We start from the raw sequence: 24,186 nt of genomic DNA on the forward strand, positions 1-24,186 counted from the left end.
AAGTACAATGTATACCACCAGTATATTTAGCTGAAGCTGGATCTCTCAAAGTTATTTTTTAATAAGTTATCGTAGGACGTTTAGTTCTTCGTTTATTTAATTGCTTTTTCTTTCTGTATATATTACATGTTTTTGTATAAAAGGGTCAAACTTTTTTAATTTTATTTTTTCAGGGTTAGTGCGTTTGTTTTTAGTAGTGCTGTAATAATGTCCATTATTAGAAGAGGAAAATAAACGGATTATTTCTCGTATTTCTTTAGCCATTATATAATTCCTTTTTAATATTGTTTATTTTTAGAATGTAAATTAGATAAAAAGTATTCAATGCCTAATTTATCAATCAATCGCATACCTTTTGCAGATATCCGTAACGTAAAGTAGCGTTGTTTACTTTCGATCCAAAAACGATGAGAATGGATATTAGGTATAAACCAACGTTTGGTCGCATTCATCGCGTGAGAACGTTTATTTCCATTCATAGGGCGTTTACCAGTAATTTGGCATACTCGTGCCACAGTTATTCTCCTAATTGTTATTATTATTAATAATAATTTAAAAAATAATAATAATAAAATTATTTTGTTTATATTTCCTGCAAATTTGTGAATATTTTTATTTATTTAGACTCAGTTAAATATCTAACATAAGATATATATATTATATAACAATTATTTATTTATGTCCTTCATATCTTGTTTTTAACTATAATTAATAAAAAATTTTTTAAAAATTTATATAGATATATCTAAATTACAATAGATTCAATATCGTGATATTAGTTTTATTATTGTTTGAACATATATTACACAAATATTCATATTTTATATGGAGTTATCGGGATATATTGTATAGGAATTTGTATGTTGTGCGCAAGATTATTATTTTATTGAAACGTTCAATTAATAAAAATTCATTAATTTTATCTATATTAATAAAAACTATTAATTTTGTGATATAACACATAAAACAAATAATCATTAAAATCATGTGAATATATAATATGACGGGATTAATTGATAAACATATCATATTAGGAGTAAGCGGTGGTATTGCTGCATATAAAACTATAGACTTAGTACGATGTCTAAAAGAAAGAGGTTCAACAGTTAGAGTGATTATGACAAAATCTGCAAAAAAATTCGTTACTCCTTTAAGTTTACAAACAATATCTTGTTATCCAGTTTTGGATAACTTTTTTTCCCCTCAAATAGAAATGACAATGCCTCATATAAAATTAGCTAAATGGGCTGATTTAGTTTTACTTGCTCCAGCTACGGCTAATTTATTAGCTAGATTATCTGTGGGATTATCTAATGATTTATTATGTAGTTTGTGTTTAGCTACAACAGCTCCAATTGCTGTTGCACCCTCCATGAATCAACAAATGTATAAAGCTATCGTAACTCAAGCTAATTTGGATGTTCTACGGAAAAGAGGGGTGTTAGTCTGGGGCCCAGATTATGGATATCAAGCTTGTAATGATATTGGCTATGGACGTATGACGGATCCAAAAATACTTGCTGAGTATGTAGAGCATTATTTTTCTCATGACAGTTCTTTAAGCCATCTTAATATTATGATTACTGCTGGGCCTACCCATGAAGCTTTAGATCCAGTTCGGTTTTTTACTAATTACAGTTCAGGAAAAATGGGCTTTGCTATTGCACAAGCTGCTGCAGATAAAGGAGCAAAAGTTACATTAATTACAGGACCAGTACATTTACATACTCCTACTCGAGTGAGACGAATTAATGTTATCTCTGCATTAGATATGAAAAAAGCGGTGATGCAAGATATTAAAAATCAGCAAATTTTTATTAGTTGTGCAGCGGTATCAGATTATCGTTTTTATCATTCTTCTTCTGAAAAAATTAAAAAGGATGAAGATACTTTAAAAATAGTTATGATTAAAAATCCTGATATTGTATCAGAAGTAGGATCATTAATTGATAACCGTCCTTATGTTGTTGGATTTGCTGCTGAAACTAAGAATATAGAAAAATATGCTCAAGATAAACGTGTTAGTAAACGTTTAGATTTAATTTGTGCTAATAATATTTCTTATGTGAATCAAGGATTTAATAGTGATAATAATTCTTTGTATCTGTTTTGGAATAAAGGTAGCATCATATTGCCTTTAAGAAGAAAAAATTTATTGGCGCAACAACTTATTAATGAAATTATTAAGCGTTACAATGAAAACCATTAATATTAAAATTATTGACAATCGCGTGTCTAACTATTTTTGTTTTCCGAGATATGTTACAGCAGGATCTGCTGGATTAGATTTGCCAGCTTGCTTGAGTAAACCTTTGACTATTTATCCTGGAGAAACTCATCTAATTTATACTGGTATCGCAATACATATTTCTGACGCAAAGATAGCGGGTGTTATTTTACCTCGCTCAGGGTTGGGGCACAAATATGGTATTGTTTTAGGAAATTTGGTTGGACTTATAGATTCAGATTATCAAGGAGAATTAATAGTATCTTTATGGAATCGTGGATCAAAAAAATATGTTGTACGTCCTGGAAAGAGGGTAGCACAGTTGGTTTTTATACCGATCATTCAAGTTAAGTTTTCTGTAGTTAAATCATTTATTCCTACCGAACGTGGGTCTAATGGTTTTGGTCATTCGATGTAAAATATTATCAATGATAATAATGAAAATTAAGTTTTATTTATTAAGATTATAATATATGTATTTTAAATAATTATATAAATAAAATATATTATTAATTTGTTGAAATAAGGTTGTGAAATAAAATAGTATGTTTAATAAATTGTTATATTTGTAAATAATATATAAATATTCTAATCAGAATTTATATATAGCAATGATCTTTATTATTAATAATAATATATTTATATTGATTTTTTGTATTAATTTTGGGCCAAAAAATTATTTACTACAATATATACGTACATATGTGTATGTATATCTATAGTATAGATATACAATGATATTACATAAGGTTTAATAAAATTAAAATCTTTAATATAATTTTGTACTTATTAATTGATTTTATTTGTTACAATAACCTATATAAAAAATACCATTTTTATATAGGTTATTGTATTTAATTTTCGATAAATTTTATGTGATTTATGTATAAATAATATTACATACAGTGGTATTTATATGCGAATCATATAATTTTCTAAACTGGTAGATTATATTTAAAATAAATAAGAGTTTTATAAATTATTATTAGTTATCGTATTAGTGTTTTGTTATTACTGAATTAAATAATATGATTTTTATAAGTACTAAATTAATCCTACAAATTTTTAATGAATTACACTTATATATATAAGTATATGATTAAAATTATGATTTTTATATGAATGATGGAATTAAATTATTTTATTGGTTTAAATTTTAAAATTTATTTTTTATATTTTGACAAAATTTAGGTACTGTTATGGTTTATAGTATGACCGCTTTTTCAAGACATGAAGTGAAGTATACGTGGGGTAATGTTATTTGGGAAATTTGTTCCTTAAATCAACGTTATTTAGATATTCATATTGATTTACCCAAATATCTTTATGATTTATCGTGGATGGTTCGTAAACAAATTAAAGATTCTCTTATTAGAGGAAAAATAGAATGTTTTTTACGAGTTAAAATGAATAATAACTGTGATAATAATACAAATATGCTTATTATCAACAAACAGTTAGTTTACAATCTTATTTCACATGCAAAATGGGTAAAAACATTAATTAACGAAGGTGATATTAATCCGATAGATGTTTTATCTTGGCCAGGAGTAATAACATATGAACAAAATAATATGAATAATGTTAGTACTGAGTTATTAACATGTTTTAAAGAGACATTATATAATTTAGTGCAAAATAGGGAAAGAGAAGGTATTTTTTTAAAAAATAAAATTATTGAACGTTTACGTTTGATGTATAAGGAAGTTAATGAAATACGTCAATATATTCCCAACGTATTAGAGTGGAAGCGAAAAAAACTTTTGGAGCAAATGAAGGATGTTTGTGTTTATGTTAATCCAATACGATTGGAACAAGAGTTATTAATAGTAGCGCAGAAAATTGATATTTCAGAAGAAGTAGATCGGTTAACGGGTCACATAAAAGAAATGCATCGTGTTCTTGATCAAAAAGGATCTATTGGTAGACGATTGGATTTTATAATACAGGAACTGTATAGAGAAGCTAATACATTAACTTCAAAATCTATAAACTCTCATATTACTCAATCAGCAATTTCTTTAAAAATATTCATTGAACAAGTGCGAGAACAAGCTCAAAATATTGAATAAAATATAGTTATTAAGTAAATAATTTTCTATTTAACTTAAATTAGATTATTTGGTTAGAACTATATTTATTTGTCAACAGTCAATTTCGATAGTTTTTTAAATTACACAAAATATTTTCATTAGTTATGTTAGAGCTGAGATTTTAATATTCAAATTCTACATTTGTATATGTAAATATTGTTATTTACTATCTTCAATTGCAATTACATCATTAATTATTAAATACGTTTACTAGCTTAGTAACTCTCTTTAATTAAAACGATATATATATGATAGTATTTATAGATGTAACGTTATCATATATAGAATAAATTATATTACTTAAAAATATATAAATTTGTAAACCAAATATTTTACTATAAATTAAATGATATATATCATTTAATTTCATTATTTTTATAATTTTATATAAACTTAAATGTATTATATATTATTTTTAAAAATATTATTTATTATTAAATGTAAATTTAAATAATATTCTTATAAAAAAATAAATTAGATTTTTATTTTTTATAAGAATATTATTTAAAGATCGTAATTTATATCTGTTTAATTGTATATATATAAATTTAAATTAAAAATAAATCATAAAAAATAAAAAAATTATTTTTCTGAAAATCTATCAGAAATTTTCTTTTTCCTACAGTAATATTTCAAATTTAAAAAAACTCCGATAAAATAAAAACAGTAAACAATATAAAGTTAAATATCAGAATATATGCATTTTAGAGTAACAATGTCTGATTATTTCAAATATAACTGAGAATATTAATTTAGTAGAATTACAATAATTTAGGAGGCATAAACTGAAATAATTGATTAAATAAGTATTGTTAATTGCCAGGTTTAAATAATTATACTGAAAGTTATTATTTTAATAAAAAATATACTGCAGATGATTTATTTTATAATTTAGCCTGATATTAATTGAAACTGTCAAATACAGTCCTATTATCATTATTGATTTAATATAGAGACACATAATTATGAATAGATTAACAGATATTTCAAATATGGTAGAATCTTTATCCCGTATTTATCATCGTTTACGCAAAGAAATAAATGGTCAATTAGTTAATGAAGGACTTTCGATGTCTAAAATGAAAATATTACATCTTATTACTACCGGTAAAACTAGTGCAACAGACATCAAGAATTATATGGGATTTTCTTCAAGAACCGTGGTAACAGTACTTGATGCATTAGAAAAAGATGAAATGTTACGTCGACAACAAAGTTTGACAGATCGTAGAGTAAAGTATGTTCATATTACAGAAAAAGGACGTGATAAATTACGTATTGCTAAAGATACACATAATATTATTTTAGATCGTATGTTTTCTCCTTTGTCTGATATACAACTTAAAAATTTTAGAGAAGTATGTAATTTGCTTGAAATACGACAGAAAAATAATATATTAAACTAATATGATGTTTTGTTATAGTATAATACATTATAGACATTTGGGAACATAAATAAGATCCCCAGTAAGACTTGATAGTTATTAGATAATTTAATAGTAATTATACATGCTTACACACTAAATCTATAAAATATGTCTTACTGGGGATCTTCCATAGAAGACCATTGACAGCTAAATATGTTAATGTAGATAGCAATTTTTAGTATCAACTAGAACTACTTGTAGGTTGTTGCACTTAATTTAATTATGTACGAATAAAAAATATATTTTTATAGATTTGTTTATTTATGTAATCAAAGATTGTATGTTCTTTTGCTATGAAGAATCCAGGGACATTATGTATTATATCTGCTCCAAGTGGCACGGGCAAGTCTACGTTAATTCAAACCTTGATGCAGTATAATGGTTTCATTTATAAAATTAAATTATCTATTTCTTATACTACACGTATTAAAAGATCTGGGGAAATTCATGGAAAAGATTATTATTTTATTTCAAGAAAAAAATTTAAATATATGATTAATAAGAATAAGTTTTTTGAACATGCGAAAGTTTTTAATCATTATTATGGTACTTTGAAAAATGATATTAAAACCATGCTAAATGCCGGCATACATGTTGTGCTCAACATTGACTGGAAAGGAGCGCAACAAATTCGAAATAAAATACCAAATAACGTTTACACTATTTTTATTTTACCTCCATCAAAGAAAGAATTATCACGTCGATTATATCTTAGAGGACAAGATGCAGCAAAAATTATTGCTGAACGTATGAAACATGCAATGGATGAAATTAGTCATTTTAAAGAATATGATTATGTCGTGATAAATGATAATTTTAATATTGCTCTAATACATTTACAATCAATTATATTATCTGAACAATTGCGTATAGCACATCAAAAAATACGCTATGCAGCGTTAATAAATAACTTGTTGTTATCAGATGTATAGCAATAATATGAGATTTACATAATAATGCTTTACTGCAGTAGTAATTTAAAAATTAACAAGGATAAAACAAAATGGCACGTATTACTGTACAGGATGCTGTAGAAAAAGTTGGCAACAGATTTGATTTAATATTAGTTGCTGCACGGCGTGCACGGCAAATGCAAATTGGTGGAAAAGAAACGTTAGTTAAAAAAAATAATAATGACAAATATACTGTGCTTGCTCTTAGAGAAATAGAAGAAGATTTGATTGCTAAGTAAATTTTAATATTTGTGTACAATGAAAATTAATGTTGTTTAAGTTAAAAAATTATTTTTATAAGTTGGAGTTCATGTATATGGTGAATATAAAAAATAGTTGAAATAGAAATACTCGGTTGTTCTATTATGTAAGTTTCAATGTTTCAATAGAATATTGCAATATTTACATTTTTGAGATTAACAATGTAACCATTAATAATAGTTACATTTATTGATACAAAAAATTATTTTTAATTACTAGCATTGATATTTATATGATAAAATTGTGTATATATTACATATTTTGTTAAAGATAGTAAATTTATTACAAAAATTAATTTTTTTAATCGATAAAAAATATACTAATTGTTATACTTTATGGTGTGTATTGTTTGTGACAATAGAATATTGTATTGAGATGTAAGTAATTAAAAAAATAATTATGCGTATAAATATTCATTTCGTTAAATTATATTGCCTTGAAATTACAGTGAGTAACATTATAATTCCAGATTAAGAGCTTTAAAGTTAGGTAAATATCAATAGCATTTGCTAAATATATCAAATACTAATAGTATCAATGATCATTCCAACGTGGATATATTTAAATTAAATAAATTTTTAAAAGGCATTGGTAGCAATAATTTTTATACGTAATGACTTTAAGGTGTTATTTTATGACCTTGCTATCGTAAGATTTACAGTGGCTGAGAGAACAAATATGACAGATATCGAAAAAATTTTTTCTGTTCTTAATGAAAATCAAATAAAATTCGTTGATTTGCGTTTTACCGATACAAAAGGGAAAGAACAACATATTACTATTCCTAAAATGCAAGTTGATGATCATTTATTTAATAATGGCAAGATTTTCGACGGATCTTCTATTAAAGGCTGGAAAAATATTAATGAGTCAGATATGATTTTAATGCCTGATCCCACTAGTTTTGCGATAGATCCATTTTATGAAAATGCCACAATAATTATTCGTTGTGATATATTTGACCCTAGTACTATGAAAAATTATGATAGGGATCCACGATCTATAGCTAAACGGGCAGAAATGTTTTTATATAACTCTGGTATTGCTGATATTGCAATGTTTGGGCCTGAACCAGAATTTTTCTTATTTGATGACATTCGTTTTGAAACGACAAAATCAGGGTCTTATGTAATAGTTGATGACCGAGAATCGGCATGGAATAGCGGCAAAATATATAAAGACGGAAATAAAGGTCATCGCCCTAGAATAAAAAGTGGATACGCCCCAGTACCTCCAATTGATTCCTCGCAGAATTTGCGCTCTATTATGTCTTTAATAATGGAAAAGATGGGGTTAATTATAGAGGCTCATCATCATGAAGTCGCAACATCTGGACAAAATGAAATAGCAACTCGATTCAATACCCTTACTAAAAAAGCTGATGAAATACAAATATATAAGTATGTAGTACACAATGTTGCTCATAATTCTGGTAAAACTGCGACTTTTATGCCAAAACCCATTATAAATGATAACGGATCAGGTATGCACTGTCATATATCTTTACATAGAAAAGATACTAATTTATTTTCAGGCAAACAATATGGATATCTGTCTGATATAGCTTTATTTTATATTGGAGGGATTTTGCGTCATGCTAAAGCATTAAATGCTATAACTAATCCAACTACTAATTCATATAAGCGTTTAGTTCCAAATTACGAGGCTCCAGTAATGTTGACTTATTCTGCTGGTAATCGTTCCAGCGCTATTAGGATTCCATCGATTATTAATAAATCAAAAAACAATGCATCAAGTCGAGTTGAAGTCCGTTTTCCTGATCCAGCCGCTAACCCTTATTTAGCTTTTTCTGCGTTGCTTATGGCGGGATTAGATGGAATTATTAATAAAATCCATCCCGGAGAACCTATAGATAAAAATTTATATACTATTTCTAAAAAAGAAGCATTATCTATACCACGCATGGCCTCATCTTTTGATGAGGCCTTGAATTCTTTGGCAGAAGATCATACATTTTTAATGCGAGGCGATGTCTTTAGTGAAGATTATATCAATACCTATATTCTGTTATGTCAGGAAGAAAGTAGGTTAGTGCATATTACTCCGCATCCTGTGGAATTTGATTTATATTATAGTGTTTAAAATTTTCTATAATTTATAAGATAAAATCATGTAATTAATGACTATAACAGGATAATTATGAAAAAATTATATTAATAAATTAAATAATATTTAATATCTTTATATATCTAAGCAATTAAATATATAAACTTAAGCGTTCGCTTTTATGTTACTATGATTATAAATAATATATATGTATGAAATATAATTATCATGTTACTTATTTCTTAGTAAGTGTGCCTGAAATTTGTAAATTACCTGATGGAAAGATGGGTATGGAGGTAGCTTTTGTTGGTTATTCTAATAGCGGAAAATCTAGTGTTATTAATGCTTTAACTTATCAAAAAAAACTTACTAAAGTTAGTAAAACACCAGGATGTACGAAACTCATTAATTTATTTGAAGTAAAACCGGGTATTCGTCTTATTGATTTTCCTGGTTATGGTTATGCTAAAGGTATCAACATAAGAAAAAATTATTGGCATGATGTAGTATGCGAATACTTGAAGAAAAGAGAAAATTTAAAAGGATTGATTTTAATCATGGATATTAGACATCCTATAAAAGATCTAGATCAAAAAATGGTTGAAAGCGCGATTTCTATGAAAGTTCCGGTTTTTACTCTATTAAGTAAATCAGATAAAATTTCTAGAAATATTTTGAAAGTTACAACTAAAAAAATGATACAGGACATGAATATAAAGTTCGCAACGTGCATACAAGTTGCACCTTTTTCTGCTGTTAAAAAACATGGAATAGAATTGTTAAAAATTACTCTTAATCATTGGTTAAAACATTAAATGAATAAAATCATACATGTTTATAAAATTAAGCATAATATTTCTTCTATATTTATAGGAACTATAAAGATTTGTATCGCAAAAATAAATTATTTGAATTGGTATTTAATAATTTTATGTATATTATTTGTATGACATTTGCATTAAATTAATGGTTTTAATGTGCTTGCTCCCAATTTTTTCCAATACCGATATCTACTTTTAATGGTACATCAATAATAAAGCATGCTTCCATTAATTTTTTAATTTGTTTCACAACTGGATCTATGATTTCATGGTGCACTTCAAATACTAATTCATCATGAACCTGCATGATTATACGTGCTGGAATTTCATTTTTTTGCAACCAATTATCAACAGATATCATTGCTTTTTTAATAATATCAGCAGCACTGCCTTGCATGGGAGCATTGATTGCCGCTCTTTCAGCACTTTTTTTTTGGTAAATATTAGAAGAAAAAATATTTGGCAAATACAATTTTCGACCATCTAATGTAGATACATAGCCATATTTATTGGCATATTCCCGAACATGTTTCATATATCTCATGACTCCAGGATACCGTTTAAAATAACGATCTACATACTTTTGCGCCTCTTTACATGTTACTGATAATTGACGTGCTAATCCAAATGCACTCATTCCATAAATTAATCCAAAATTGATAGTTTTAGCTTGATGTCTTTGTTCATTGGTTACTAAATGTAATGCAGTTACAAATATTTCAGAAGCTGTTGCAGTATGAATATCTTTTTCAGAAAGAAAATCGTTGATTAATGTGATATCTTGAGATAGGTGCGCCATTATTCTTAATTCTATTTGTGAATAATCTGCAGCTACAATTAAAAAATTTGTTGGAGCAATAAAAGCTTGACGTATTTTTCTACCGTCATAATTTCTATTCGGAATATTTTGTAAATTTGGGTTAGTAGAAGAAAGACGTCCCGTAGCAGTTCTAGTTTGATTATACGAGGTATGTACTCGATTTGATTTTTCGTTAATCATAGCGATTAATTTATTGGTATAAGTAGATTTTAATTTAGCTAAACTACGATACTGTAAAATAATTTTTGGCATTGGATATTTTTTTGATAATTTTTTTAATACTTCTTCATTGGTTGAAGGAGCGCCGGTAGGTGTTTTTTTTAAAATTGGCAATTTTTGTTGACTATATAATATTTCCTGTAATTGCTTGGTTGAAGAAAGATTAAAAGAAGTATGTACTAATTGATACGCTTCTAGTTTTAATGCATCAAGTCGAGAATCTAATTCTACTGAATGAGCATTAAGTAGTTTTTTATCTATTAATACGCCATAATTTTCGATACGAGTTAATATGGATATTAAAGGCATTTCTATTTCTTCAAATATTTTTTTTAGCTTATCGTTTGTGTTTATCTTTGGCCATAAAGTATAATGCAGATTGAACAAGGATTTGCTAAATTTAGCAGCATGTAGAGATTGTGATTGTATATTATGTACGTCTGAGACAATATCATTTTTATGATAATTATTTTTGAAATCTATAACAGCTTTGAATGTATCTTGATCTAAAAATTTTTTTATATCTTGATAATCGGAAGTACCATACAATATGTATAATTCTAATATAACGTCAAATGCCATACCAACTAAATTTATATTGTAACGTTTAAATATAGCGTAACTAAACTTTAAATGTTGTCCAATTTTTTTTATTTCTGAATTTTCTAAAATTGGCTGCAGCGTTGATAGTACTTCTTCAAGACATAAAAAATCCTGATGATTATTAATTGAATTAGTTTTTATAGGAATATATGCGCTTTCATTAGGATTTATAGATAAACATATGCTTATGATATTAGCTGTAGCAGCGTTAAATATATCTGTATGTATGTTAAATATAAATAATTTAGATATTTTAATTTTTTCAATCCAATGATACAGCATGCCAATATCATGTATTATTTTGACAACTATTTTTTCTTTGACATAATCTAATAATAAATTATTTTTTTGATATAAAAACGTATTTTTTAAGTGTTGATTTGATAATGGCTTATTTAAATATTGATATTTATGTAACCATTTTTTTGATTTTAAATCTATTAACCAATTTTTGAATTCATATCGTTTAAATAATGACGATAAAGCATCAATATTTGCTTGTTGTATTGATAGTTGATAGACAGATGTGTCCAAAGACACATCTGTTTTGATAGTTGTTAATTTATAAGAAAGAAATGCTATTTCTTTGTTAATCTGTAATATATTTTGTATTGATTTAGCGCCTCGTACCTTCAATAGACTAATTCTGTTCAAATTATTATATAATGTTTTTAAATTTCCTATTTTTTTTAACAATATTTGTGCAGTTTTTTTTCCCACTCCAGGAACTCCAGGAACATTATCAGAGCGATCTCCTATTAACGCTAAATAATCAGCTATCAACGCTGGCGGTATTCCAAATTTTCTTTCTACTTCTTTAGGAGTAAATATAATATTTGACATAGTGTTAATAAGAGTTATCGTAGGTGATACTATTTGGGCCATATCTTTATCTCCTGTACTAATTAATACGGGATTTCCTGATTGCGCGTAAAACATGGCTAGCGTACCTATAACATCGTCTGCTTCTACATTAGGCACCTGAAGCGTTGGCAATCCCATGGCTTGTATTATTTTGCGTAATGGATCTATTTGAGTAGATAGATCTTTAGGGGTTTTGATGCGATTAGCTTTATATTTTTCAAATAAGTTATTACGAAATGTTTTTCCAATTGTATCAAAAACAATTACCATATGAACAGGTTGATATCGCGCTAATAGACTTTTTATCATGTTGATTACTCCATATATTACCCATACTGGTTCTCCATTACTGGTTTTTAATGGTGGTAACGCATGATATGCGCGATGTATATAAAAAGAACCATCCACTAAAATTATTGGATGATTTATAATTGCAATCATAATGATGTTTTATATATGATTTAATCTTATAGAAAAGATTAAAGGACGCTGGATACTTATTTAGTAAATTCATCAAGTAACAATATTATCATAGATAATAAAATAATAAAAATTAAATGAAGTTGCGTTATAATCACTTAGGTGAGAGTATGTATAGTATTATAATTATAAAAATATATGAATTTTATGTTTTATTTATGAGTAAATTTAATAATTCACAAAATTGTCGTATATAGGCATTTACTGATGATATATCCAACTTGTCGTTTTTTATCATATATTTACCATTGATAAATATTGATGGAACCCCTCTCAGATGAAAATTTATTGCTGCCTGTTCTTGATCTAAGACTAAGGATTTTACTAATATACTATCCCAAGTAGTATCAAATTCTTTTGCATTAACGCCAGATTTAATAAATATTGCACGAATATCGTCTATGGTATGGATAGATTGTTGTTTTTGTATTGCTATAAATAATATGGGACTAATTTTATTTTCTATTCCTAATACTATCGCCACAGCCCAAGCGTGCGTTAATTGTTTGCCTAAATTACCTAAAAAATTTACATGATATTTATAAAAATTTACGTTTTTAGGTAGTGTTTGTTTTATATTGTTCGAAATATGATAAATTTGTTCAAACTGATAACAATGTGGACAATAAAAAGAAAAAAACTCTAGTAGTTTAGGAGCATTATGAATAGGTTTATTTAATCGAATATATTGTTTTCCTTCAACAATTGAAGACGAAATGCTTTTGCATGAAAATATTAAAAAAATTATTATCAAAATAAGATGTAATTTTTTCATACAACCTCCTAATAATCCCACAAATATTGATTATTAAAATATAGAATATTATTATTAATTAAAATAAAAATATCATTTTTATTTTAATTAATAATAATATTCTATATGACTTGTTTGATATGTGATTTTAATTATCATACTAATATTATTTGATATGTATGAGAATTTGTGTGTTTATTATAGATTAATAGATTTAATAATTATTATATTAATTAAATGTAATAATAAATAAAAAATATTTTTATAATAATGACTTAATCTTATTAAGACGTTCTCATTATTTATATAGGAACTTTAAAAAGTTGAGATTATTTTAGTATTTATATAAATGGTTATAATAGAATAAATACGGGGATAATTTTTAAGGCAGTAATCATCAATTACAAAGATATTGTCATATAGGCAATAGAAAGATGTCTATTGAGTATAGAGTAATTTATATTTTATGTATATATGCTATCTTTAATTAAAGAACAGAGTAATAGTAATTTTTTGTTATCATAAAGATATGATAGTTCCTACGTTTGTAAAATTATGTTATATTATTGTTTTTTATTAAATATGTTTAATTTATCCCAAATACTATCAATATAATGTCGTACTGTATTGTGCATCTTAATTGGGATGCCCCATTCTCTTTCAGTTTCTCCAGGCCATTTGTTTGTAGCATCCATACCTATTTTAGCGCCTAATCCAGAAATTGGACTAGAAAAATCAAGGTAATCAATTGGAGTATTTTCTACTATTATAGTATCTCGAGCAGGATCCATGCGTGTAGTAATTGCCCATATAACATCATTCCAATCCCGTGCATTAATATCGTCATCACATATAATAATAAATTTAGTATACATAAATTGTTTTAGAAAGGACCATATTCCAAAGATAACACGCTTGGCATGTCCAATATATTGTTTTTTTATAGTTACGACAGCCAGTCTATATGAACAACCTTCAGGAGGTAAATAAAAATCTATAATTTCTGGGAATTGTTTTTGTATGATAGGAATAAATACTTCATTCATTGCCATTCCAAGAATCGCAGGTTCGTCTGGTGGGCGTCCAGTATAAGTAGAGTGATAAATTGGATTATTTCTTTGAGTAATGTGGGTAATAGTACACACTGGAAATTGAGCAGTAGTATTATAGTATCCTGTGTGATCTCCAAAAGGCCCTTCCATTGCTGTTTTACCGCGCTCTAAATATCCTTCCAATATGATTTCAGAATTAGCTGGAACATCCAAGTCACATGAAATACATTTAATTACTTCAGTTTTATAACCTCTTAATAGTCCGGAAAACGCATACTCTGATAATGTATCAGGGATAGGGATTACTGCTCCTAGTAAAGTAGCTGGATCAGCCCCTAGTGCTACAGTGATGGGAAATCTTTTTTCTGAAGTATATTTATTCCATTCCTGAAAATCTAATGCTCCGCCACGATGAGATAGCCATCTTATAAGAATTTTGTTTTTAGATAGCACTTGTTGGCGATAAATTCCAAGATTTTGCCGTTTTTTTTTAGGTCCGCGAGTTATCGTGATCCCCCAAGTAATTATAGGAGATATATCTTTAGGCCAACAACGCATTATTGGCATATGTGTAATATCTACGTCTGTATTACACCAAATATTTTCTTGACATGGAGCTGTACTTACTCGCTTGATAGGCATATGTAAAATATGGCGAAAATGAGGCATTTTAGAAAAAAAATCACGTATTCCTGTTGGAAGCTCAGGTTCTTTTAAAAATGCTAGCAATTTTCCAACATCACGTAATGATAGGAAATTTTCTTTTCCCATACCTAAAGCTATTCTATTAGTAGTACCAAACAAATTACAAAGAACAGGTATTGTGTATCCTTTAGGGTTTTCAAAAAAGAGTGCTGGTCCTCCAGATTTAATGGTACGATCAGCAATTTCTGTTATCTCCAAATCAGGATTAATAGGAAGAGTAATTCTTTTTAAGTCTCCTCTATACTCTAAAATTTTAATAAAATCACGCAAATCTTTGTATTTCATAACATTTGATAGGCATTAAATTTATATTTATTGTTCCTAATTTGCATTACTTTGACAATAATATTCATTATATACAACATATATTATATATTGCAATTAATAGATTATTTTTAAAACAGTTTAAATTTTAATTATGTTGATATCGTTTATATAGTATACACACTATATTAGTTATTTTACTTATATTAAAGTAATTATATTGAATATAAAATATTTTTATTTTTATAATGCAAATATGAAGATATTTCTTTGAATTGTTAAAATAATTCTTTATTAGAAATAAAATTAAACGTGAAGTTAATAATAATTACTGCATGATACGTTTCCAGCCAATTGTCCAAATGAGTATTCCAGTTACAAATAAAAAAATAGAAAAATTTTCAAAATATTTGTCCTGTATACATAAGAAAATACTGCTGGTAATTAATGTTGCTCCAACACCAAATAAAAATAATGCTTGACTTTGTCTAGTTCGTTGCGTTTTTAACTCTGTTATCAAAATTTCTATTTTTTTTTGTAGCATACAAGAACGTTTAAATTCATTAGATAGTAAAGTGGGTAATTCTGGTATTTTATTTATCCAATGAGGTATTTTGTCTTTTAAAACACATATTGTCGTTGAAAATTTTAATTGATCTTGCATCCACTTTTCTAAAAAAGGCCTAGCAGATTTCCAAAGATTTAAATGAGGATACAGTTGTCTCACTATTCCTTCAACGTATAATAAAGTTTTTTGTAAGAGGATTAATTGAGGTTGTATTTCCATATTAAAACATCGTGCAGTATTAAATAAATATAGTAATATTTTACTGAAAGGAATATTTTCTAGAGGTTGTTCAAAAATTGGCTCAAATACTGTTCTCATCGCGCATTCAAAGTCTCCAATGTTAGTATTAAAGGGTATCCAACCTGAGTCAAGATGTAATTCAGCTATCTTACGATAGTCACGATTAAAAAATGCGATAAAATTTGCTGCTAAATAGTATTTATCTTTTTTATTTAAAGATCCAATAATACCACAATCAATACTAATATATTTTGGATTTTCTGGATGTTTATAGCTAATGAATATATTACCAGGATGCATGTCTCCATGAAAAAAACTATCTCGAAATACTTGAGTAAAGAATACTTCTATTCCGCGTTCTGCTAATAATTTCATATTGGTTCTTTGTTTTTTTAATGCAACTACATCGTATACGGGTATACCATAAATACGCTCCATAACCATAACTTTTTCGCTGCAAAAATCTACATATACTTTAGGTATGTATAATATCTGACTTTTTTTAAAATTTCTTCGTAATTGAATAGTATTAGCTGCTTCTTTTAATAGATTAAGTTCGTTAAAAAGGGTTTTTTCATATTCTGAAACCACTTCTGAAAATTTAAATTTCCGTCCTTCTGGTAGAAATTTATAAATCCAATTAGCTAATCTGTGCATTAAACGTATATCTGTTTTAATAATAGGCAGGAGACCTGGACGAATAACTTTGATTACTATAGCTTTATTGTTTTTTTTAAATCTGGCAGAGTGTACTTGTGAGATAGATGCCGATGCCAATGGTATTTCTTGAAAATCTTTAAACCATGTTTCTAATGAATTACCAATAGCACGTTCTATATATGTTTTAGCAAGGATACCATCAAAAGGAGTCACGCGATCTTGCAGCATTGATAATTGATCTGCAATAGAATCTGAGAAAATATCTCGTCGAGTAGAAAGTATCTGACCCAATTTAATCCATATTGGACCTAATTCTTGTAATGCTAAACGAAATCGCTCTCCTAAAGTTAATTGATAATGCTTATTTAAAATACGCAAAACAAATCTATTGCCTATTCTTAATGGAAAAATTAATCGATGGGTAGGAACGAAATCACTTAATCCATAATTTAGTATTGTTTTAATTATGTAATAAAATCGATATAATTCATCAACAAACATTAAATTTCCTATTATTTATTTAAATAATTAGATAAATATTTTAGTTATATTTTTAAATAGTGTATTTAAGGAAACTATAATAATTCTAGTGTACTTTTAGTACAAGTGCTTATTTATCATTAATAATTTTTTTAATCTAATACTTTTGAACATGAACAATATTTATTTTTAAATGGAACTTAGAAATATTGGATCATATGATTCGTTTTTAATAAGGCATGGTTAATGTAAATAAAATAAAATTAGTAATATATAACTAGATATCATCTAAATATTTTATTAAATATATTATTTTAATTATAAACTACTGTTATTTATTAAAATAAATATTTTTATATACGTATTGTACAAAATAAATTGTATTTTTAAATACTAAAAATATGTAACTATTTCTTATTAAAATATAAAAATAGTTAGACATTGTAAAGATTATGCGGAATAATTTTAAAAAAATTTAATACTATTATTAATAGTTTTGGTGATGATTAATAAAAGATTAAAATTAATATTTTATTAATATAAATATATTTGTTTTAATATTTATATGCGCAATGTAACACGGCAATTCCACAAGTCATGTTAAAATATGTAACGTTATTAAATCCTGTTTGTATCATCATATTTTTCAAAGTTTCTTGATCTGGATGCATGCGAATAGATTCTACAAGATAACGATAACTATTAGCGTCTTGAGCTATTAATTCACCCATTTTGGGTAAGACATGAAACGAATATAAATCATATATTGTATTTAATATTTTAAAGATAGGCACTCCAAAGTCTAAAATTAGTAATTGGCCTTTAGGTTTTAGAACTCTATGTATTGAAAATAATGCTTGTTCCTTGTTTGTAAAATTACGTAAACCAAAAGACACAGCGACACAATCAAAAGTATTTTCAGGGAAAGGTAAAGCTTCAGCATCAGCTTGTATATATATTACATTATTTAATATACCTAGATTGCGCAATTTTTTTTGCCCTATATCTATCATAGAATCATTGATATCTACTAATACTACTATTCCTGAATTACCAACTAATCGTGAAAATTTAATACTTAAATCTCCAGTACCTCCGGCTAGATCTAGGACTTTTTGTCCAGTATGCACTGCGCTGTGATAAATCATAAATTGTTTCCATATTCTATGTATGCCGAAAGACATTAAGTCATTCATTAAATCATACTTTGATGCTATAGTATGGAAGATTTTAGATACTAGTAATGTTTTTTTGTTTTTGGGGACTTTTTGAAAGCCAAAATGAGTCGTAATTTTTTTGTGTTTATTATTCATATTTGTTTGTTATTGCAATACCTTTCATTAGATTTTTATTTATTGAAAATTTAATGAAATGAGTATTTGGATTTTACTGATTTACATATTTTAAATGTTGCTTTATTAAGAATTTATTCAAGATTCATGACATGTATTTTGGGTTATATTATCTTCAAAATTGGATGGATCGTAAGAATTACTTTGTTTATCGCATAAAAATATAGAATGAGGGGCAATTTCATTAGTAATAATTGGTTGTTTTATTTGCACCCCAAGTGCTCTAAAACTTTCTGCTTGACTTATAATATTCCCTTTTCCTTCAGAAAATTTATTTTTTGCTGCATTATAAATAACTTCTGCTTTATTTAGATATAGACCAATTTTGTTTAAGTCATCCATAAACAGTCGTAGTTTATCATATAAGCGCCCTGCTTTATCAGCAATTTTTTTCGAGTGACAATTTTGATACTCATAGCGCCATAGATTATTAATAGTACGCAAAGCGATCAACAACGTTGTAGGACTAATCAACATGATATTATATCGCATGGCATCGGTTAATAATGATGCTTCTTTTTCAATAGCTAACATAAAAGCAGATTCAATAGGAACAAACATTAAAATATAATCTAATGTGTTCAATCCAAATAATTTTTGGTAATCTTTTTTACTTAATGATTTTATATGTGCACGCAATGAGTGTACATGGTCAGCAATAGCTAGCTGTCGATCTTCTTCATTATTGCTATTGAAATAACGTTCATAGGCTACTAAAGATATTTTGGAATCAATTACTACATCTTTACCTTGGGGTAAATGGATGATGACATCAGGTTGCGATCTATGCCCATTTGTTTGTTTTATACTAACTTGTATATGAAATTCATGACCTTCGCGCATACCAGAAGCTTCTAATGCACGAGTTAAAATTACTTCTCCCCAGCTCCCTTGAGTTTTATTATTTCCCTTTAACGCTTGTGTTAAATTAATAGTTTCTTGAGTGATTTGTGCGTTTAATTGATGTAAATTACGAATTTCATACGTTAGAGTATGCCTTGCTTGTTCTTCTTTTTCAAAGTTGTTTTGTATTTGATTTTTAAAACTCTCTAATTGTTCCTTCAATGGATATAGTATTCTATCAAGGGTTATTCGATTTTGTTTATCTATCTTGTATCCGTTCTGTTCAAAAATACGATTCGCTAAATTTTCAAATTGCATAGTTAATCGATGTTCACTATCAATAAATAACTTTTGCTTCTCTTCTGTTGCAAGCTTATATTCTTCTAAGCGAATGTTTAATTCTTGCAGTTTTAATTCTTGAGTATGATTTAAATTCAATTGTACATGTAATTCATGATTTAATTGCTCAGATTTTTGGTGATAGTAATCTAATGATTTTAAACGTTCCTCGGTAGTAGATAATTTCCCATGTAGTTCATATATTATTTGTAATTTTTTTTGTAATTTTTGTTCAATGTCATGTCGTAAATCAGATTCATTTTTTAAATTTTGTTTAATTATACACAAGGCATTCTCGTGATCTATACAGTCATTTTTATATCTTTGAATACAACGTTTTTCTATAATTTTACAGAATATTCCAGTGATTAAGGAACCTACTAACATACCAATTATAGTAGATAAGCAAAATGGGACAATTGTCATATATTCTCAATTATAAAATATAACCATAAAAATATTATGGTAGTTACTTGTTACTAGCTATTATATATGATGTTTAAATAATTTCAGGATCAAAATTACCCAGTATTATACTATGTTGTAAAATATATTATTTATAATAATATAAAACATTTTCTCATATGAAAGTACTTTTATTTTAAAATAAATGATATGCTAGTTCTTTTATGCTAAAATAGCATGTTTATTAAAATTTTTAAAATCAATTAAATCAAAAGTTTAAATAATAATGAATGATAGTTAATATTATTAAATAAATTAATTATACGGAGTTATCGTCTTCATTAAGAAGAATATGAGCTCCTTCAATTACAACTTTGATTGCCATATATTCAGCATTGCGCATACAAATAACATTTGGAATTTCTTGTTGTATTCGATTCACAATAATACCAGTTACAACTCCTGCCCGTAGTCCCTGAGTTACACACATGGTCAACAGCGTTGCAGATTCCATCTCGTAGCTCATAACTCCCATACTTTTCCATTCTTCCATAGAACCACGTAATTTTTTAATAATTCGGCCAGAATATGTGTCTTTTCTTTCTTGTCCGGGATAGAATGTATCTGAAGACACAGTTATACCATAATGTGATTTAATGCCAATTTTTTTAGCGGCTTTAATTAACGCCATACTACATGATAAGTCTGCTATTGCTGGAAATGCTAATGGAGCAAAATGTTGGCTGGCTCCATCACAACGGACAGCAGCAGTTACAATTAATACATCACCTATTTTTATATATTCTTGGATAGTACCCGCAGTACCTACGCGTAAGAATGTACGTATACCTAATTGGGACAATTCCTCTATTACAATAGAAGTGGATGGACCACCTATTCCTGTGGAACAAACGATTATTGTATTTTCATTAATTTTTGCAGACCAAGTAGTAAATTCTCGATAGCTAGAAATATATTTTGGATTATTCATAAGCAATGCAATTTTCTTAACTCTGTTAGGATCCCCTGGAAGAATAGCTAAAGTTGCCCCTTGGAGATCACTAATTTTTAAACCTAAATGAAATACGTTAGTTATAGACATAAAATTTATTACTTAACTATGCTTAGTGTGATTACACGTCTGTTTTGTAGTTAAAAATTAATTATTATTTTTTCAGAGTTCATTGATTGTTATGAATATAAATAATATTAATTTAAATTTATTTGACCGATTATTTTTTAAACTAAAATTCACAGATATACTTTATAATAATATCACAGACTAAGTTATTTTATTGTGATGTTTATTGTTCAATCGTTAAAAAATTATTAGTTATAATTCATGAGTACTGTTTACGCAATACTTTTACCGCAGATACCATATTATTTAATGATTGTTTAGTTTCAGGCCATGATCTTGTTTTTAATCCACAATCAGGATTAATCCATAAACGGTTTTTTGGAATATATTTTAATAATTGATTAATTTTTTCGACAAGATCATTCTGAGTTGGTTCATTTGTAGAATGAATATCATATATACCTGGGCCAATTTCATTTAAGTTTATTACTACATTTTGTATGGTCTCTAATATTTTTTCGTCTGACCTAGATGCTTCTATGCTGATTACGTCTGCATCTAATTCTATAATTGCATGAATAATATCACTAAATTCGGAATAGCACATATGAGTATGAATCTGGGTATCATCTTTTACTGATGACGTAGTTATTCTAAATACGTTGATTGCCCATTCTAAATATTGTTTTTGATCAGAATATTTTAAAGGTAATCCTTCCCGTAAAGCTGGTTCATCAATTTGTATTATTCGAATTCCAGATTTTTCTAAATCTATTACTTCATCACGTATTGATAGCGCTAATTGCAACGCTATTGTTTTACGTTGTATATCTTCACGTAGAAATGACCAAGACATGATAGTCACAGGTCCAGTTAATATACCTTTTATTGGTTTATTAGTTAATGATTGAGCATAACTTATCCATTTTGTAGTAATAGGTTTTGAACGATTAATATCTCCAATAATTACCGGAGGTTTCACACAACGAGAACCATAACTTTGCACCCATCCATTTTGAGTAAATATAAATCCATTCAAGTTTTCTCCAAAGTATTCTACCATATCATTTCTTTCTGGCTCTCCGTGAACTAAAACATCTAAATCTAATTTTTCTTGTTCCACAATGATTTTTTTAATATAATTTTTAATGCCAACGTAATAATCCTTTTTCTCAATTTGGTTATTTTTAAAGTTTGCACGAAGTTTACGAATTTCTTCAGTTTGAGGAAATGAACCGATAGTAGTTGTTGGAAATAATGGTAAATTAAGATTTTTATGTTGTAATATAACCCGTGCTGTGTATGGAGAGCATCGAGAGTGTGGAATTTTATTAATATGTTCGAGTCTTTTTTTAACTTGTATATTATGAATAGTAGTGGAGTGAGATCTTAAACTACTGGTAATATAATATTTATTAAGTATATCTTCATATGTTGAGTCATTTTTATTTTTAGAATTTAAAGCAGTGCATAACATTTTTATTTCAGCACATTTTTGTAATGCAAAAGCAAACCATTCTGTGATATGTTTATCTAATTTCTTTTCCATATTTAGATCAATAGGGCTGTGCAATAAAGAACAAGAGGAGCCTATCCATATTTTACGCTCTCCTACTAAAGGGGAGAGTTTTTTGAACCAATTATGCAAATTAGTTTTCCATATATTACGTCCGTTAATTACTCCTGCTGATAATATCCAATTTTTTGGTATTTGTGTGTGAATCAAAGGCACATTATCAGGACTAGAAACTAGATCTACATGTAGACCATCTACTTTAAGTTGTTTGATGATATTTAGATGATGATATATACTGTCGAAATAAGTAGTTAGTAATAATTTAACTTTACCATGAAGTTGTTCATACGTATTCAAATATGCTTCTAACCATTTTGATGGAAGCTCTAACACTAATATGGGCTCGTCAATTTGTACCCAATCAATGTTTTTTTTTGAAAAAATATTCAATATATTTTGATATACTGATAATACAGCAGGTAGCAATGATAATCGATCAAATTTTTTCCCCTTTACTTTTCCTAACCAAAGATAACTAATTGGCCCAAGAAGTATTGGCTTGATTTTATGTTTTAGTGATAAAGCTTCATCTATTTCATCAAATAATTGAGTCCAATTTAATTTGAATTCTTGAGTTTGGATAAATTCAGGTACAATATAATGATAATTTGTATTGAACCATTTTTTCATTTCTGAAGGAGGTATCAGCTTGTTATTTAAAGAATAACCTCGGCTTACTTTAAATAATGTATTCAAAGTAATTTTTTCCTGAAAAACGCGATGTCTATTTGGAACATTATTAAGCATTAAACTGGTAGTTAGAACATGATCATACCATGCAAAATCACCTACTGGGATCCAGTCCATACCAGAATCTTTTTGTTGTTTCCAATGACGCATACGTAGTGTACGGCCTATTTCTAATAATTTATCTTCTTGTATTTTTCCGTTCCAATAATTTTCTAGAGCGTACTTTAGTTCTCTATATAAGCCAATACGAGGAAATCCTAATGTATGACCGACAATTGTCATAATTTACTCCATGATTTATCTTTAGTTATATATAGTGGGTTTTAAGAATGAAAATAAAAA

At 27.3% G+C, this 24,186-nt stretch carries 17 protein-coding genes and 1 pseudogene; 8 read left to right on the plus strand and 10 right to left on the minus strand.

Annotated features, from left to right (window positions below; translation table 11 throughout):
* Positions 1 to 96: 96 nt before the first annotated feature.
* Positions 97 to 264: a 50S ribosomal protein L33 gene (gene rpmG, locus M9400_RS00645; RefSeq protein ID WP_250232514.1), complete on the minus strand. Its 168-nt coding sequence runs from the start codon at positions 262 to 264 to the stop codon at positions 97 to 99.
* Between the two features lie 14 nt (positions 265 to 278).
* Positions 279 to 515, minus strand: a complete 237-nt coding sequence (rpmB, locus tag M9400_RS00650; RefSeq protein WP_250232515.1) for a 50S ribosomal protein L28 — start codon at positions 513 to 515, stop codon at positions 279 to 281.
* 485 nt (positions 516 to 1,000) lie between these two features.
* Here rpmB and coaBC point away from each other — a divergent pair, with 485 nt between their 5' ends.
* From coaBC to yihA, 8 genes and pseudogenes are all read left to right on the plus strand, one after another.
* The gene (coaBC, locus tag M9400_RS00655) at positions 1,001 to 2,209 is read left to right on the plus strand and encodes a bifunctional phosphopantothenoylcysteine decarboxylase/phosphopantothenate--cysteine ligase CoaBC (protein ID WP_250232516.1); all 1,209 of its coding nucleotides are present in this window, start codon (positions 1,001 to 1,003) and stop codon (positions 2,207 to 2,209) included.
* On the plus strand, positions 2,196 to 2,645 hold the full coding sequence (gene dut / locus M9400_RS00660) for a dUTP diphosphatase (RefSeq protein ID WP_250232517.1): 450 nt from the start codon (positions 2,196 to 2,198) through the stop codon (positions 2,643 to 2,645). The genes coaBC and dut overlap by 14 nt, the downstream gene beginning before the upstream one ends.
* A gap of 793 nt (positions 2,646 to 3,438) precedes the next feature.
* Entirely contained in the window at positions 3,439 to 4,299 is an 861-nt protein-coding gene (locus M9400_RS00665; RefSeq protein WP_250232518.1) for a YicC/YloC family endoribonuclease, read from the plus strand.
* 986 nt (positions 4,300 to 5,285) lie between these two features.
* On the plus strand, positions 5,286 to 5,726 hold the full coding sequence (locus M9400_RS00670) for a MarR family winged helix-turn-helix transcriptional regulator (protein WP_250232519.1): 441 nt from the start codon (positions 5,286 to 5,288) through the stop codon (positions 5,724 to 5,726).
* A gap of 314 nt (positions 5,727 to 6,040) precedes the next feature.
* On the plus strand, positions 6,041 to 6,679 hold the full coding sequence (gene gmk / locus M9400_RS00675) for a guanylate kinase (protein ID WP_250232520.1): 639 nt from the start codon (positions 6,041 to 6,043) through the stop codon (positions 6,677 to 6,679).
* Positions 6,680 to 6,750: 71 nt separating this feature from the next.
* Positions 6,751 to 6,930, plus strand: a pseudogene (gene rpoZ / locus M9400_RS00680) (DNA-directed RNA polymerase subunit omega); the annotation flags it as partial.
* Between the two features lie 709 nt (positions 6,931 to 7,639).
* Positions 7,640 to 9,064, plus strand: coding sequence for a type I glutamate--ammonia ligase (gene glnA / locus M9400_RS00685; protein ID WP_250232521.1), 1,425 nt, complete (start codon positions 7,640 to 7,642; stop codon positions 9,062 to 9,064).
* A gap of 176 nt (positions 9,065 to 9,240) precedes the next feature.
* Positions 9,241 to 9,843 carry a ribosome biogenesis GTP-binding protein YihA/YsxC gene (yihA, locus tag M9400_RS00690; protein WP_250232522.1) on the plus strand — a complete coding sequence of 201 codons (603 nt, stop codon included), beginning with the start codon at positions 9,241 to 9,243 and terminating at the stop codon, positions 9,841 to 9,843.
* A 157-nt stretch (positions 9,844 to 10,000) separates the two neighbouring features.
* Here yihA and polA read toward each other — a convergent pair whose 3' ends face one another.
* The 8 genes from polA to metE all read right to left on the minus strand — a co-directional run bounded on the left by polA (position 10,001) and on the right by metE (position 24,126).
* Positions 10,001 to 12,796 carry a DNA polymerase I gene (polA, locus tag M9400_RS00695; protein WP_250232523.1) on the minus strand — a complete coding sequence of 932 codons (2,796 nt, stop codon included), beginning with the start codon at positions 12,794 to 12,796 and terminating at the stop codon, positions 10,001 to 10,003.
* A gap of 184 nt (positions 12,797 to 12,980) precedes the next feature.
* Positions 12,981 to 13,610 carry a thiol:disulfide interchange protein DsbA gene (gene dsbA, locus M9400_RS00700; RefSeq protein ID WP_250232524.1) on the minus strand — a complete coding sequence of 210 codons (630 nt, stop codon included), beginning with the start codon at positions 13,608 to 13,610 and terminating at the stop codon, positions 12,981 to 12,983.
* 542 nt (positions 13,611 to 14,152) lie between these two features.
* Entirely contained in the window at positions 14,153 to 15,631 is a 1,479-nt protein-coding gene (gene ubiD, locus M9400_RS00705) for a 4-hydroxy-3-polyprenylbenzoate decarboxylase (RefSeq protein WP_250232525.1), read from the minus strand.
* A 307-nt stretch (positions 15,632 to 15,938) separates the two neighbouring features.
* Positions 15,939 to 17,579 carry a ubiquinone biosynthesis regulatory protein kinase UbiB gene (ubiB, locus tag M9400_RS00710; RefSeq protein WP_250232526.1) on the minus strand — a complete coding sequence of 547 codons (1,641 nt, stop codon included), beginning with the start codon at positions 17,577 to 17,579 and terminating at the stop codon, positions 15,939 to 15,941.
* 533 nt (positions 17,580 to 18,112) lie between these two features.
* Positions 18,113 to 18,871, minus strand: a complete 759-nt coding sequence (gene ubiE / locus M9400_RS00715; protein WP_250232527.1) for a bifunctional demethylmenaquinone methyltransferase/2-methoxy-6-polyprenyl-1,4-benzoquinol methylase UbiE — start codon at positions 18,869 to 18,871, stop codon at positions 18,113 to 18,115.
* A 117-nt stretch (positions 18,872 to 18,988) separates the two neighbouring features.
* On the minus strand, positions 18,989 to 20,518 hold the full coding sequence (gene rmuC, locus M9400_RS00720; protein WP_250232528.1) for a DNA recombination protein RmuC: 1,530 nt from the start codon (positions 20,516 to 20,518) through the stop codon (positions 18,989 to 18,991).
* A gap of 298 nt (positions 20,519 to 20,816) precedes the next feature.
* The gene (gene udp, locus M9400_RS00725) at positions 20,817 to 21,599 is read right to left on the minus strand and encodes a uridine phosphorylase (RefSeq protein ID WP_250232529.1); all 783 of its coding nucleotides are present in this window, start codon (positions 21,597 to 21,599) and stop codon (positions 20,817 to 20,819) included.
* Positions 21,600 to 21,837: 238 nt separating this feature from the next.
* The gene (metE, locus tag M9400_RS00730) at positions 21,838 to 24,126 is read right to left on the minus strand and encodes a 5-methyltetrahydropteroyltriglutamate--homocysteine S-methyltransferase (RefSeq protein ID WP_250232530.1); all 2,289 of its coding nucleotides are present in this window, start codon (positions 24,124 to 24,126) and stop codon (positions 21,838 to 21,840) included.
* Positions 24,127 to 24,186 lie beyond the last annotated feature (60 nt).

This window comes from Blochmannia endosymbiont of Camponotus sp. (assembly GCF_023586085.1).
Taxonomy (GTDB): Bacteria; Pseudomonadota; Gammaproteobacteria; order Enterobacterales; family Enterobacteriaceae; genus Blochmanniella.

What these genes read in the sequence shown, in the direction of transcription:
- rpmG (WP_250232514.1), bottom strand. Translation starts at nt 264, where the DNA reads ATGGCTAAAGAAATACGAGAAATAATCCGTTTATTTTCCTCTTCTAAT.
- coaBC (WP_250232516.1), top strand. Translation starts at nt 1,001, where the DNA reads ATGACGGGATTAATTGATAAACATATCATATTAGGAGTAAGCGGTGGT.
- dut (WP_250232517.1), top strand. Translation starts at nt 2,196, where the DNA reads ATGAAAACCATTAATATTAAAATTATTGACAATCGCGTGTCTAACTAT.
- M9400_RS00665 (WP_250232518.1), top strand. Translation starts at nt 3,439, where the DNA reads ATGACCGCTTTTTCAAGACATGAAGTGAAGTATACGTGGGGTAATGTT.
- M9400_RS00670 (WP_250232519.1), top strand. Translation starts at nt 5,286, where the DNA reads ATGAATAGATTAACAGATATTTCAAATATGGTAGAATCTTTATCCCGT.
- gmk (WP_250232520.1), top strand. Translation starts at nt 6,041, where the DNA reads ATGAAGAATCCAGGGACATTATGTATTATATCTGCTCCAAGTGGCACG.
- glnA (WP_250232521.1), top strand. Translation starts at nt 7,640, where the DNA reads ATGACAGATATCGAAAAAATTTTTTCTGTTCTTAATGAAAATCAAATA.
- yihA (WP_250232522.1), top strand. Translation starts at nt 9,241, where the DNA reads ATGAAATATAATTATCATGTTACTTATTTCTTAGTAAGTGTGCCTGAA.
- polA (WP_250232523.1), bottom strand. Translation starts at nt 12,796, where the DNA reads ATGATTGCAATTATAAATCATCCAATAATTTTAGTGGATGGTTCTTTT.
- dsbA (WP_250232524.1), bottom strand. Translation starts at nt 13,610, where the DNA reads ATGAAAAAATTACATCTTATTTTGATAATAATTTTTTTAATATTTTCA.
- ubiD (WP_250232525.1), bottom strand. Translation starts at nt 15,631, where the DNA reads ATGAAATACAAAGATTTGCGTGATTTTATTAAAATTTTAGAGTATAGA.
- ubiB (WP_250232526.1), bottom strand. Translation starts at nt 17,579, where the DNA reads ATGTTTGTTGATGAATTATATCGATTTTATTACATAATTAAAACAATA.
- ubiE (WP_250232527.1), bottom strand. Translation starts at nt 18,871, where the DNA reads ATGAATAATAAACACAAAAAAATTACGACTCATTTTGGCTTTCAAAAA.
- rmuC (WP_250232528.1), bottom strand. Translation starts at nt 20,518, where the DNA reads ATGACAATTGTCCCATTTTGCTTATCTACTATAATTGGTATGTTAGTA.
- udp (WP_250232529.1), bottom strand. Translation starts at nt 21,599, where the DNA reads ATGTCTATAACTAACGTATTTCATTTAGGTTTAAAAATTAGTGATCTC.
- metE (WP_250232530.1), bottom strand. Translation starts at nt 24,126, where the DNA reads ATGACAATTGTCGGTCATACATTAGGATTTCCTCGTATTGGCTTATAT.